General features: G+C 37.4%; 15 protein-coding genes. 14 read left to right on the plus strand and 1 reads right to left on the minus strand.

The window, feature by feature from the left end; translation table 11 throughout:
- The first annotated feature begins 62 nt into the window (after window positions 1-62).
- Both groL and LRA01S_RS00285 read left to right on the plus strand, forming a co-directional pair.
- The gene (gene groL, locus LRA01S_RS00280) at window positions 63-1,694 is read left to right on the plus strand and encodes a chaperonin GroEL (RefSeq protein ID WP_061773657.1); all 1,632 of its coding nucleotides are present in this window, start codon (window positions 63-65) and stop codon (window positions 1,692-1,694) included.
- A gap of 202 nt (window positions 1,695-1,896) precedes the next feature.
- Entirely contained in the window at window positions 1,897-2,157 is a 261-nt protein-coding gene (locus LRA01S_RS00285) for a SemiSWEET family transporter (RefSeq protein WP_061773658.1), read from the plus strand.
- 144 nt (window positions 2,158-2,301) lie between these two features.
- On the opposite strand, the gene LRA01S_RS00290 is transcribed toward LRA01S_RS00285, so the two are convergent.
- Entirely contained in the window at window positions 2,302-2,820 is a 519-nt protein-coding gene (locus LRA01S_RS00290; protein ID WP_061773659.1) for a hypothetical protein, read from the minus strand.
- A 482-nt stretch (window positions 2,821-3,302) separates the two neighbouring features.
- Between LRA01S_RS00290 and LRA01S_RS00295 the strand changes: the two genes are divergently transcribed.
- The 12 genes from LRA01S_RS00295 to LRA01S_RS00350 all read left to right on the plus strand — a co-directional run bounded on the left by LRA01S_RS00295 (window position 3,303) and on the right by LRA01S_RS00350 (window position 12,589).
- Window positions 3,303-4,595, plus strand: coding sequence for an adenylosuccinate synthase (locus LRA01S_RS00295; RefSeq protein ID WP_061773660.1), 1,293 nt, complete (start codon window positions 3,303-3,305; stop codon window positions 4,593-4,595).
- Between the two features lie 568 nt (window positions 4,596-5,163).
- On the plus strand, window positions 5,164-5,454 hold the full coding sequence (locus LRA01S_RS00300; protein ID WP_061773661.1) for a WXG100 family type VII secretion target: 291 nt from the start codon (window positions 5,164-5,166) through the stop codon (window positions 5,452-5,454).
- A 46-nt stretch (window positions 5,455-5,500) separates the two neighbouring features.
- Entirely contained in the window at window positions 5,501-5,959 is a 459-nt protein-coding gene (gene essA / locus LRA01S_RS00305) for a type VII secretion protein EssA (protein ID WP_061773662.1), read from the plus strand.
- A complete protein-coding gene (locus tag LRA01S_RS00310; protein ID WP_061773663.1) occupies window positions 5,956-6,210 on the plus strand; it encodes an EsaB/YukD family protein in 255 nt (84 codons plus the stop codon). The genes essA and LRA01S_RS00310 overlap by 4 nt, the downstream gene beginning before the upstream one ends.
- Window positions 6,197-7,312, plus strand: a complete 1,116-nt coding sequence (essB, locus tag LRA01S_RS00315; RefSeq protein ID WP_061773664.1) for a type VII secretion protein EssB — start codon at window positions 6,197-6,199, stop codon at window positions 7,310-7,312. Before LRA01S_RS00310 ends, essB begins: the two co-directional genes overlap by 14 nt.
- Before the next feature lie 58 nt (window positions 7,313-7,370).
- Window positions 7,371-7,823 carry a hypothetical protein gene (locus tag LRA01S_RS00320; protein ID WP_061773665.1) on the plus strand — a complete coding sequence of 151 codons (453 nt, stop codon included), beginning with the start codon at window positions 7,371-7,373 and terminating at the stop codon, window positions 7,821-7,823.
- A complete protein-coding gene (locus LRA01S_RS00325; RefSeq protein WP_061773666.1) occupies window positions 7,820-8,215 on the plus strand; it encodes a hypothetical protein in 396 nt (131 codons plus the stop codon). Before LRA01S_RS00320 ends, LRA01S_RS00325 begins: the two co-directional genes overlap by 4 nt.
- A gap of 74 nt (window positions 8,216-8,289) precedes the next feature.
- The gene (locus tag LRA01S_RS00330) at window positions 8,290-8,670 is read left to right on the plus strand and encodes a hypothetical protein (protein WP_061773667.1); all 381 of its coding nucleotides are present in this window, start codon (window positions 8,290-8,292) and stop codon (window positions 8,668-8,670) included.
- 14 nt (window positions 8,671-8,684) lie between these two features.
- Window positions 8,685-8,981: a hypothetical protein gene (locus tag LRA01S_RS00335; RefSeq protein WP_061773668.1), complete on the plus strand. Its 297-nt coding sequence runs from the start codon at window positions 8,685-8,687 to the stop codon at window positions 8,979-8,981.
- Window positions 8,975-9,523, plus strand: a complete 549-nt coding sequence (locus tag LRA01S_RS00340) for a hypothetical protein (RefSeq protein ID WP_061773669.1) — start codon at window positions 8,975-8,977, stop codon at window positions 9,521-9,523. The genes LRA01S_RS00335 and LRA01S_RS00340 overlap by 7 nt, the downstream gene beginning before the upstream one ends.
- A 155-nt stretch (window positions 9,524-9,678) precedes the next feature.
- Window positions 9,679-12,210 carry a M1 family metallopeptidase gene (locus tag LRA01S_RS00345; protein WP_061773670.1) on the plus strand — a complete coding sequence of 844 codons (2,532 nt, stop codon included), beginning with the start codon at window positions 9,679-9,681 and terminating at the stop codon, window positions 12,208-12,210.
- 175 nt (window positions 12,211-12,385) lie between these two features.
- On the plus strand, window positions 12,386-12,589 hold the full coding sequence (locus LRA01S_RS00350; protein ID WP_061773671.1) for a hypothetical protein: 204 nt from the start codon (window positions 12,386-12,388) through the stop codon (window positions 12,587-12,589).
- Window positions 12,590-12,610 lie beyond the last annotated feature (21 nt).

Consider the following 12,610-nt stretch of genomic DNA (forward strand, 5'->3'; position numbering starts at 1 on the left):
ATAATTCATAAACCAGACTAAAAACCAGATTCATCACATTATAATTACGGAGGTAAAAAGAAGTGTCAAAAGAGATTAAATTTTCATCAGATGCGCGTGCAGCAATGGTACGTGGTGTAGATGTTTTAGCAGATACAGTTAAAGTAACGCTTGGACCAAAGGGGCGCAATGTGGTCTTGGAAAAATCATTTGGCTCACCTTTGATTACTAACGATGGTGTAACTATCGCAAAAGAAATCGAGTTAGAAGATCATTTTGAAAATATGGGTGCCAAACTTGTCAGTGAAGTGGCATCAAAAACCAATGATATCGCAGGAGATGGGACAACAACAGCGACTGTCCTGACACAAGCCATTGTACGTGAAGGCTTGAAAAATGTCACAGCGGGCGCTAATCCGATCGGTATTCGTCGTGGGATTGAAACATCTGTTGCAACAGCTGTTAACGCTTTGAAAAATATTGCTATCCCAGTTTCAGGCAAAGAAGCTATTGCGCAAGTTGCTGCTGTTTCTTCTCGCTCAGAAAAAGTCGGCGAATACATTTCTGAAGCCATGGAAAAAGTTGGCAATGACGGCGTGATTACCATTGAAGAATCAAAAGGGATGGAAACTGAACTTGATGTTGTTGAAGGCATGCAGTTTGACCGTGGTTACTTGTCTCAATACATGGTAACAGACAACGAAAAAATGGTTGCTGATCTTGACAATCCGTATATTCTTATTACAGATAAAAAGATTTCAAACATCCAAGATGTATTACCTTTGTTGGAACAAATCTTGCAACAAAACCGTCCGCTCTTGATTATCGCTGATGATGTTGATGGAGAAGCTTTACCAACACTTGTCTTGAACAAAATTCGTGGGACTTTCAACGTCGTAGCAGTCAAAGCACCTGGCTTTGGCGATCGTCGTAAAGCCATGCTTGAAGATATCGCTATCCTCACAGGTGGCACAGTCATCACTGAAGATCTTGGTCTTGATTTGAAAGACGCAACTGTTGATTCACTCGGTCAAGCAAGCAAGGTAACTGTTGACAAAGACACAACAACAATCGTTGAAGGTGCTGGAGGCAAAGACGCCATTGCCAATCGGACTGCAGTCATTAAATCACAGATTGAACAAACAACGTCTGACTTCGATCGCGAAAAATTGCAAGAACGTCTGGCTAAATTATCAGGTGGTGTGGCAGTGATTAAAGTTGGTGCGGCCACTGAAACTGAGCTTAAAGAAATGAAACTTCGTATTGAAGATGCTTTGAATGCCACACGCGCAGCAGTTGAAGAAGGTATTGTCGCTGGTGGTGGTACTGCGCTTGTCAATGTCATTGCGCAAGTTGCTGATATTGAGTTGACAGGTGATGAGCTTACAGGCCGTAACATCGTCTTACGCGCTCTTGAAGAACCAGTTCGTCAAATCGCTAAAAATGCAGGCTATGAAGGCTCTGTCGTAATTGATAAACTTAAACAATCAACAACAGGAACAGGCTTTAATGCAGCAACAGGCGAATGGGTAGATATGATTGAAACAGGGATTATCGATCCAGTCAAAGTTACACGTTCAGCACTTCAAAATGCAGCATCAGTTGCGAGCTTAATTTTGACAACTGAAGCTGTTGTCGCCAATAAACCAGAACCAGCAGCTCCTGCCGGTATGCCTGGCGGTATGGATCCATCTATGATGGGCGGCATGATGTAAGCCAAAAAGAGAATCCTTAATTAAGGGTTCTTTTTTGGTGCTGATGATGCATAAAAACTGGCTGTTGAAAGGTGGATCAGATCTTCAATGCGTCAGACGTTGATTTAAATGTTGCCTTATTCTTCGCAATGCATGTCTAACTATGGTAAGATAAGACAAGTGTGTTATTGAGCATGCAATTTAATTTTGAGAAAGGGAACTCATGGATCAAGAAAAAATGATCAAGTATTTAAGCTGGGTTGCAACGACGATGTCAGTGATGATGTATGTCTCGTATATCCCTCAAATCGCAGATAATTTAGCGGGTATAAAAGGGAATCCCATTCAACCATTAGTGGCAGCAATTAACTGTACACTCTGGGTTGTTTATGGATTAGGTAAAAAGCAAAGAGACCTTGCTTTAGCAACGGCTAACTTTCCAGGTATTATCTTTGGTCTTGTGACGTTTATCACAGCACTGTAACTTTGTTAGCTACTATCTGTAATCGAGAAAATGAGTCATGACTAGTCAAAAATCAAGTGTCTTTCTAATCGGACGCTTGATTTTTTGTCGAAAAATAAAAAGAGCACGGCGTTTTCGCCATACTCTAATGAGAGTCATACAGAATTAACTGATGCTATCTGTATCCTCTTGGGTAATCGTGATATTACCTAATTCACTATGATCAGGTCTTTGGTAAATCACTTGTATTTTTGCATCAGGAATAATTGCTTTAACACCATCCATTGTAGGTTTCATACCTTTAACTAAAGTAGGTTTTAAAGCTTCAAAATCAATATTTCCGATAGGGTCTTTGGCGTAGGTATACGTATATACGATGGTATGACCCTCACCTTTTGTAATCGTGATATCAGAGTATGTTCCTGCGAATTGTTGTTTTAAATTTTCGATTTGAGATTGCGCAGCTTCAATCATTAAATCAAAATTATCTGTTTTTTCACTAGATGATTGTTTGCTTGATTTTTTTACTTCAGAACTAGCTTTCTTTTCTTCAGATTTTGACGACTTTTTAACTGTTTCAGTTTTTTTGTCTGTTGAACTGTCTGTTGACGGCTTGCTGCTACAAGCAGATAATCCTGTCAGTAATGCAGTAGCAGAGAGCAAGATTGCGATTTGTTTTTTCATATTTATTCCTCTTTCCTGATTATAATTATATCACATTTTTAAAAACAAGTAAGAAAAACTTGCGTTAGATGGCTAAAATATTTCCTATTTCTAAGATGGTCAATAGTTTATCGAAGAACCTTTTTCAAAGTATAGGCCTGCTCCCAAAATAGAGTATCCAATACTTTTACTTGCTGAAAGGTTCAGTAATTTCCGAACTTTGTCATCAGATGGTCAAGGGAAATGAAGAGGAAGGTGGCAATCTCTGCTTAGATTTGATATAATAAAGTGTTGCAATTTGAGCAAGTTTTAAAAGAGTATCGAGTTACAGGTACCTCTAAAGACTGCTTTTGGTCATTTTTAGATAAAATTTTCTTAGACTAGGAAATTCGACGGCGGCTTACAGGTGTAAGTCCAGGAGAGTTGACGACTAAGATAATTTTAACAAAAATGATCTGAGTTTTTAGAGATGCCTGTAGGGCTTGAATCTTGAAGGAGAAGATATGTCATCAGTAGTAGTTGTTGGGACCCAATGGGGTGATGAAGGTAAGGGGAAAATTACAGATTTCCTCAGTGAAAATGCGGAAGTTATCGCGCGCTATCAAGGTGGCGATAATGCTGGGCATACCATTGTTATCGAAGGGACTAAATACAAATTACATTTGATTCCGTCAGGGATTTTCTATCCTGAAAAAATTTCTGTGATCGGTAATGGTGTGGTGGTAAACCCTAAATCATTGGTTAAAGAATTAGCTTACTTGCATGATGCGGGTATTACGACAGATAATCTGCGGATTTCTGATCGCGCGCATGTGATTTTGCCTTACCATATCAAACTGGATCAGCTTCAAGAAGATGCTAAAGGCGATAACAAAATCGGGACAACGATTAAAGGCATTGGCCCAGCTTATATGGACAAGGCTGCGCGTGTTGGGATTCGGATTGCCGATTTGTTGGATAAAGAGATTTTTGCTGAACGTTTGAAAACAAATCTCGAGCAAAAAAATCGTGAATTTACAAAAATGTACGAAGTTGATCCGATTGCCTTCGATGACATTTTCGAAGAATACTATGACTACGGTCAACAGATCAAGAAATATGTAACAGATACATCTGTGATTTTGAATGATGCTTTAGACGCTGGGAAACGTGTTCTCTTTGAGGGCGCACAAGGTGTCATGCTTGATATCGACCAAGGGACATATCCTTATGTGACGTCTTCAAATCCTGTCGCTGGTGGTGTGACGATTGGTTCTGGTGTTGGCCCATCTAAGATTTCTAAAGTTGTTGGGGTATGTAAAGCTTATACATCACGTGTTGGTGATGGTCCATTCCCGACTGAATTGAACGATGAAATCGGTCATCAAATCCGTGAAGTTGGTCATGAATATGGGACAACAACTGGTCGCCCACGCCGTGTCGGTTGGTTTGACTCAGTGGTCATGCGTCATTCACGTCGTGTGTCTGGTTTGACAAATCTGTCACTCAATTCAATCGATGTTTTGACAGGCCTTGACGAAGTTAAAATCTGTGTGGCATACGATCTTGATGGTGAGCGCATTGACTACTATCCAGCTAGTCTTGAAACACTACAACGTTGTACACCAATCTATGAAACATTGCCAGGTTGGTCAGAAGATATTACAGGTGTCCGTCATTTGGATGAGCTACCTGAAACAGCGAAAAATTATGTCCGCCGCGTGTCAGAACTCGTTGGCGTGAAAATCTCTACTTTCTCAGTTGGTCCTGGTCGTGATCAGACGAACGTATTGGAAAGTGTTTGGGGTGTTTTATAAGAATAGAAATTGAGTGCTTGGCTTAGGCTGGGTGCTTTTTTTTATTTGGGTTGGTGCTGAGAAATGGATTAAAGGGTTAAAAAATAGAATTAAATGGCATGCTCTTTTTTGATTGTTATTTTATGGAGTTTGTTTTATATTCATTTTCATATACTCTAATGATATCTGGTTAATTAGAGGCTATATACTTTATATCGGATGTGAAATGAAGTGAGATTGAAATATAAAGTGTTGATACATTATAAAATAAACCCAATAAATGTTTATGGTTTTTATAAATAAAAAAATAAATAAGAGGTTTGATAAAATAGTTTATATTGCTTTTTATAAAGGATTTAAGATTTTATTCGTAATAAAATAGGATGGATTTTCAAAAAAACCTTTTATAAAATGATTTTATTTTTAATCTAAAAACTTTTTTTGCTATATATTATATATAAAGTGAATTTATTTAAACAAAATTTTGTTTTTTAACAAAAAATATTGCAAAATAATATGTTTTTTGTTAAAATAACGATGTGTAATAGAAAGCGTTTTCGTTACTAATAAAAAATTTTAGGAGAATATTATGGCACAAATTAGTGTAACCCCAGAAGAACTGAAAGAGCAGGCGCAAGTCTACACTCGTTCGAAAGAAGAAATCGAAGCTGCTATTCAAAATGTGAACAGTATGAATAGTACGATTGCAGAAGAATGGAAAGGTGCAGCTTTTGAAGCGTATCTTGAACAGTACAACCAACTTTATTCAAATGTTCAAAAATTTGAAGAGTTACTTGCTGACATCAATCAACAGTTGAACAAATATGCAGATACGATTGCAGAACGTGATGCCCAAGATGCACAAAGCTTCGGATTCTAACATTGAGCGCCTATTATGGCGCTTTTTTCAAAGGGATATATTAATTATGAAGTTTGTTACTTTCGTATTGCTCTTGGCCATTTTTTCTCCTATAAATGTAAAAGCCGATAGTAATGGTAGTTTAAAATTGAATACGGATATTCTCACGGGGAATCAGAGTCAAGCTGGTAGTGTGGGCGATTTTCCAGTGCGTGGTCGTTTATTTACAAAAGAATTGGAAGAACAATCTAAAAATCTTGGCTTAGATTCTAAACAAGTTGTAGAAAATATAAAAACGGTGGATTTTTCAGTTAAAACAGATGGCACCAAATCAGATAGCGAAGTAAAGAAATATCTTTTTCAAAATTATAAATCTCAAGTTATTATTTCTGATAATAAGGAAGATAGTCAACAGGTTAGTTGGTTTGTAATGTTGAGTATTCCTGTTATGATTGTCATTTTGTTTGTAGGGATATTTTCTGGTAGATGGTGGACAAGAAAGCAAAGAAGAAAGGTTAGAAATTGATAGAAATAACCCTCGTATTAGAGGGGAAAGAACAGGATTTAGTTATTCCTACTAAAGTGACTTTTGGTCGATTAAAAATACTGATAGCAGAAGCCTTGGCTGAAAATGGTCGTAGGTTACCTGTTGGCTTTCAATTAGTGTTAAAAGGTAAATCATTTGAGTTAGGAGAGTTTGATTTAATTTCAGACTTTGGCATATCAAATGGAGATAGTTTGGAAATAGTGTTAGGAGAAACAAATGCAGTTGTTTAATGGAAATGAGAAGATTGAATTAGCGAAAGAAAAGAATAAAATCCAAGTTCGTCTTTCAAAAACACAGTATGTTAGCGATGCTTTACCAGTTATTCGAAAGTATGTTGATGCTCAAGAAACGGACGATACATTGCTTGTGACGCTTGAGTTACCAGAGAAAGCGATAAGCTTCAGCGAGCAAACTTTAATTAGTAAAACTAGAGTAGAAAAACTGCAGTTAGCAGATAAAGTTAGGCAATTAACTGCTTTTATCGGTAAATATCAAATTCCTTTTATTCATCCTAATAATCTATACCTAGACGGTGAACGTCTTTTTGTCGTTTATTCGGGGTTACAGGATATTCTTGCTCCAAAGGAAAATGATGCCACTTTGTTTTTGAAAAATATGAAAGCACTTATTTTATCAATCTTTAATCAGAAATCAAGTTATGAAAAACTACTTGAAGGCGGATCAGCTTTAAATGATAAATTTTCACAATCAATTGTTAACGCGAAAAATCCTGAAGAATTATTTTCGATTGTCAGAAATGAGCTTGTAGAAACACAGGAGAAAGTTCGCGCCACTAAACAGTTAGTATCTAAGAAAAGATATCAGATGTATCGTTTTGCTGGTGTTTTTGCTATTGTTATCGCTCTTGTTTCGGTTATCTTCCTTTATCGTTCGACTAAGTCTGCGGAAAAACAATCAGCGATTATTGAAGCGCAGACAAGTTTTATGACGAATAACTATGCTAAAACTCAAGGTGATTTAGAAAAATATGAGCCACAGGATTTAACAAAGTCAGCGAAGTATATCCTAGCTGTTTCAAGTGTTAATTTGTCAGACTTGACAGCAACTCAAAAACAGACAATTTTAAATAATATTTCTATCAAAACTGATAATAATACGCTTAATTATTGGGTTTATATTGGTCGCGGGAATTTTGATAAAGCTTTGAATTTGGCACAAAATCTTGGAGATGAGCAGCTGACACTTTTAGCTTATACTGATCTTTATCAAGCAACGAAACTAAACGATAAGATGGATGGGGCGAAGAAACAAAAACTTTTAGCTGATTATAAAAAACAGATTGAAGGATTGACAGCGAAGTTAGGTCAGTGAGAAATATCGCAAAATAAAGTTAGGCTCGGGTTGGTGCAGGAATTAAGGGAGATGTATCATGGTAAATTTTTTGGATCAAGCGGAGAATGATAGTAAAAATCATCTGACTAAACAGAAAAAAGAAATAAAATATATCACACTTTTAGAAATTGTATTGATAATAATGTTGTTAATACAATCTTGGTTTTTTAGAGTTATAGACTTAGAATCACAAGGGTTTGGCTGGTTTATAATTCTAGGAGGTTGGGTTCTTGTTCTAATGTTTGTCATAACAGTTATAGTATTAGCTGTACATACTTTCCTTCTTCTTGATAAGTGGAAAATAGATTATATTAGAGAAATAAATATTTATTCATTCATTATATATTTAGTTGTTAATATCATTTTCCTTTTCGGTCATGCGTATTGGTTATTCTGGTTCCCAGCTGTGGCTTATTCATTATTAACTATAGTATTAGTGAGATATGGTATTCGACATAAACTTTTTAGTAACTTTGGTAAAGACATATGAAAAATAGAAGAGGGTTAGGTGTCATAATTTCTGTTTTCTTTATGACTTTCATAGTGCTTGGTGCAATCTGGGGACATCAACATCCTACCATAAGTTCCCATGAAAAACAGCTTACTTTTTTGAAAGAACATGAAGCTGATATGACTCAGTTTATTAAAGCACAAAATCCAAAGATTGAGAGCGTGCAATTTGATTGGGATTCTGTTGAAACAGGATATATCGGAAACGGAACACCGCAAGGTGGCGGAAAAATTTTAACAATTTATGGAACTTTTAATGGATTTAGTGATTCAAGTTGGATGCTTGGTTTTGCCATGGATAAAGGAAAAATAGTTTTGGAAAGTATGTCGATGTTCCAACCACTCAGAGTAGGTGGAATGATTTATGAATAATTTTAAGAACAACTTCATCATTTTTGAATATTTAGCACGAAGTGTAGATAATAAAAGGGTGTAAGGTATGTAGAATGAAAAAAAGACTAGTAATTATAGGGGTTATTTGCTTTGTAACTTTTGTTGTGTTTGGGATAATCTGGATAAATAAAGGAGATAAAATGGTACAGCTAACGGAATATGGTAAGCAAGTTGCGTTTCTTCAAGCACATGAAGAGGAAATGACGAAAGAAGCTTTTGAAGTAGATGGAAAATTTTGGGCAACGGATATAAAGTATGATTGGGATTCAGTAAAAGTTGAATATGTAGGATTAGTTGATAGCAAGGCATTCGGTTTAAACATTTTAGTTAATTATAAAGTAATTAAAACAGGTGAGAATTCGACTGATATATTAAGTATAAAAACTGATGTGAAAAAGTTAAATAGTTTTGAAGTTATTGGATTTAATAATTAAGGTGGACAAGGATTATGACAAATTTAAGTAATACTTCTGATATATTTGCAGATTTGGCACAAGGAGCTTATACTGGACGTCCTGAAGGAGAGATGTTAGCAAAACCTACTCCTGATCAGAAGAAATCATTAAAAGAAAATAGATATGCAGAATATGACTTTGGTTCAGGTGGCAAAGTTTACCTCCAACCAGACACAACTTTAAAGACAACGGCTGAGGGTTCAAAAGGTCTCCTAACAGATTCCAAGGCAGGTTATAATTCCTACTTTGTGACCGACACACCAATGCCTTTGATATGGTTAGCATGTTAAATCGCAATCAAAAAGGCGTGGATGAAATTGGTAATGTGCATTATCTTTTACCCGCCAATTTAGCTTATACTAATACCCTTTACACTAAGAACTCAAGTCATGATTTTGGCATGTATGAATTCAATCCTGACGGCACGATTAAAGAAGCGACGATTGAGGCAAATCCTGAAATATTTGTTGCAGGAATTAGACTTTCAAAATTAATTAGAGAAACGATAGATGACCTAAAAGCAACTTATCATGTTTCAGAAGAAGAAGCTATCAATATTTTGATGTCCGCTAAGTATAGAAAAGGGAAGTATGCAAAGATTGTTGCTGAATTTGCTTATAAATATAAAGTAATCATTGAAGATGCAAAACGTTCGAATAAAACAGAGGCAAGAATTTCCAGTCTTAAATCTAGTATAAAATCAAGTTCAGGTGCTAAAAAATTCGGCTTGACTAAAAAAGACGGCAAATGGGATATCAAGATGAAAAATGTGGATGGTTCTCAAAATGAGTATCTTCTGGAGAGTTATATTGGCCATGTGATGGATTATTAAGCTTTAAAAAACGTTCTTTAGAGAGCAACTCTAGAGAGCGTTTTCTTTGGCTAGTCAACAGTTGACTAAAACCCACGAGATCAATCTCAAATTTTTACAAGCCCAGCCTTTTTTGATATAATGAAACAGAATAATGAATGATAGTGGAGATGAACATGAGCGAATTTAAACATTTGTACAATGATTTTAAACCAGAAAATTATAAAATTTTTCTGGACGTTAACCGAGAAACAAAACGGTTCGAAGGTCAAGTAACTGTAACAGGTGAAAGTCTGACGACTGATATTGCTTTTCACCAAAAAGATTTAAAGATTACATCTGTTACTGTCAATGGTCAAGCAGTCGACTTTACCTTGGATGAAGCATCTGAAACAGTAGCCTTTAAACTTCCAGCAACTGGTGAAACGACAGTTGATTTCACTTACTCTGCAGCCTTGACAGATAATATGACTGGTATTTACCCATCATACTACGATGCTGACGGTGAGAAAAAACAATTGGTTGGTACACAATTTGAAACACATTTTGCGCGTCAAGCCTTTCCATCTATTGACGAGCCAGCAGCTAAAGCAACCTTTGATTTATCAGTCAAATATGACGAAAAAGATGGCGAAGAAATCGTTTCAAATATGCCAGAAATTTCAAATGAAAATGGCGTGCATACCTTTGACACAACAGTTAAGATGTCATCTTACCTCTTGGCCTTTGTCTTTGGTGATATGCAGTCAAAACTTGGCAAAACGAAAAATGGGACACAAGTTGGTGTCTTTGCAACTAAAGCCCATAAAGCCCAAGCACTTGATTTTCCTTTAGACATCGCGATTCGTGTCATTGAATTTTACGAAGACTACTTCAAAGTCGCCTATCCATTGCCACATTCATGGCATATCGGTCTACCTGACTTTTCAGCCGGCGCGATGGAAAACTGGGGTGCAATCACTTATCGTGAAGTTGCCTTGCTTGCTGATCCAGATAATTCTACCCTTGCTAGTCGTCAATACGTGGCGCTTGTCATCGCGCATGAACTTGCCCACCAATGGTTTGGTGATCTTGTAACGATGGAGTGGTGGGATGACCTCTGGTTGAATGAATCATTCGCTAACATGATGGAATACGTTGCCATTGATGCGATCGAGCCTGACTGGCATATCTGGGAGCAGTTCTCAGTATCTGAAGCCCCTATGGCCCTCAATCGTGATGCCATCTACGGCGTACAATCAGTCCATGTTGCTGTCAACCATCCTGACGAAATCAACACGCTCTTTGACGGTGCCATCGTCTATGCCAAAGGTGCCCGCCTCATGGTCATGCTCCGCAAATGGCTCGGCGATACTGACTTTTCAGCCGGCCTTCATGTCTATTTTGACGTGCATCAGTATGGCAATACCGTTGGTCGCGATTTATGGGATGCTTTGTCAGCAGCATCAGGACGTGATGTCTCAGCCTTTATGACATCGTGGATCGAGCAGCCTGGTTATCCTGTCTTAAGCGTGTCTGTAGAAAACGATGAGCTCGTTTTACGCCAACAACAATTCTTCACAGGTGAGGGCGTGGACCAAGGTCGTTTATGGCAAATCCCGCTTAACACGAACTGGACTGGTCTGCCTGATGTCTTGTCAGAAGCAGAAGTTAGAATCCCTGGTTTTGCGGCCTTATCAGCTGAAAACGGCGACAAACCACTCCTCTTTAACGCGCAAAATGCCGCACACTACTTGGTCAAATACGATGCTGAATTGACTGAAAAAGTTACTGCAGCAGTCCCAACTTTTGATACGATTACAAAAGTTCAACTCATCCAATCTGCCTTGAAATTGGCAGAAGGTGGCTTGTCTGACTACGCTGACTTGGTCAACTTGCTTGCGACATTTGATAATGAACCATCAAACGTTGTCAACTTGGCTATGTCACAAGCGCTTAATGCTTTGAAAATCTTCATTGACGAGTCAACTGATTCAGAAGTCAACTTCAAGAAATTTGTTGCCCGTTTGTTTGACAAACAGTACAGCCGTTTAGGTTGGACTAAAATTGCCGGTGAATCATTCAATGATGAGCAATTACGTGCTTTACCAATTTCATGGGAAGTCTACGCAGAAAACGCCGATGCTGTTGCACAGTCCTCAGAAGTTTTTGCCCAACATACTGCTGATATCCACGGCATTCCTGCTGATATCAGACAAGTTGTTTTGAAAAACGAAATCACTGAAAATGAAACAGACGCTTTAGTCCAAAGCTATTTCGATGCTTATGCTAAAACGACTGACCAAACCTTCCAACGTGAGTTGAATGTTGCCGTGTCTAGCACGAAGAAAATGACGACAGTTGAAACTATCATCTCACAATATCGCAACACTGATTTGGTAAAACCACAAGATTTACGTTTCTGGTTCTCATCACTAGTCAGCCGTGAGTTTTCTCAAGCTGCTGCCTTTGACTGGTTGGTAGAAAATTGGGACTGGGTGCAAGAAAAGCTAGGCGGAGATATGGCTTCTGGTGACTTTATCAAAGTCATTGGCAATAGCTTTGACACAGAAGCAAAACTGCAAGCCTTTATCGACTTCACAGAACCATTCAAAAATGAACCAGCCTTCAAACGCATTATCGAGATGGCTAAAACACAAATTGCTGCTAAAATCGCCTTGTTAGCCGATCAAAAAGCAAAAGTTGTGGCTTTGTTTGAAACGATTTAAGCCTTAACATCCTGAAAAGAGCGCTCAGTGAGCCTCTTTTTTTGTAACTGAAAAGATAAGGTATGGAATTAGTTCAAACCTTTTAAATGTTGCTTTTGTTACATTGAGAATATTACGAAAAAATGATAAAATAAGGCATGGCATCTATGTCAAATAATTAGAAGGAGATGATGTTTTGGATCTTCAAGATTTTGTATTGTTAAATGAGACAGGTAAAGTTATTGATGTATTTGGTCAAACTGTCAAAGTCCAAGTTAGTACCCTAGAAGGTATTTTCACAATCAATGGGAAATCCCGTGATGGTGAGTTGCGCGTTGGTGACTTTGTTAAAGTTGGTCTATTGATTGCCAATAATACCTATTCTGTTGAAAAAATTTAACAAACTCTTGAGTACTAGAAC

Origin of the sequence: Pseudolactococcus raffinolactis NBRC 100932, from assembly GCF_001591765.1 — a bacterium.
Lineage (GTDB): Bacteria > Bacillota > Bacilli > Lactobacillales > Streptococcaceae > Pseudolactococcus > Pseudolactococcus raffinolactis.

Coding starts and splice junctions, on each gene's coding strand:
- essB (WP_061773664.1), top strand. CDS start 6,197: ATGCAGTTGTTTAATGGAAATGAGAAGATTGAATTAGCGAAAGAAAAG.
- essA (WP_061773662.1), top strand. CDS start 5,501: ATGAAGTTTGTTACTTTCGTATTGCTCTTGGCCATTTTTTCTCCTATA.
- LRA01S_RS00320 (WP_061773665.1), top strand. CDS start 7,371: ATGGTAAATTTTTTGGATCAAGCGGAGAATGATAGTAAAAATCATCTG.
- LRA01S_RS00295 (WP_061773660.1), top strand. CDS start 3,303: ATGTCATCAGTAGTAGTTGTTGGGACCCAATGGGGTGATGAAGGTAAG.
- LRA01S_RS00330 (WP_061773667.1), top strand. CDS start 8,290: ATGAAAAAAAGACTAGTAATTATAGGGGTTATTTGCTTTGTAACTTTT.
- LRA01S_RS00345 (WP_061773670.1), top strand. CDS start 9,679: ATGAGCGAATTTAAACATTTGTACAATGATTTTAAACCAGAAAATTAT.
- LRA01S_RS00300 (WP_061773661.1), top strand. CDS start 5,164: ATGGCACAAATTAGTGTAACCCCAGAAGAACTGAAAGAGCAGGCGCAA.
- LRA01S_RS00335 (WP_061773668.1), top strand. CDS start 8,685: ATGACAAATTTAAGTAATACTTCTGATATATTTGCAGATTTGGCACAA.
- LRA01S_RS00285 (WP_061773658.1), top strand. CDS start 1,897: ATGGATCAAGAAAAAATGATCAAGTATTTAAGCTGGGTTGCAACGACG.
- LRA01S_RS00290 (WP_061773659.1), bottom strand. CDS start 2,820: ATGAAAAAACAAATCGCAATCTTGCTCTCTGCTACTGCATTACTGACA.
- LRA01S_RS00325 (WP_061773666.1), top strand. CDS start 7,820: ATGAAAAATAGAAGAGGGTTAGGTGTCATAATTTCTGTTTTCTTTATG.
- LRA01S_RS00340 (WP_061773669.1), top strand. CDS start 8,975: ATGTTAAATCGCAATCAAAAAGGCGTGGATGAAATTGGTAATGTGCAT.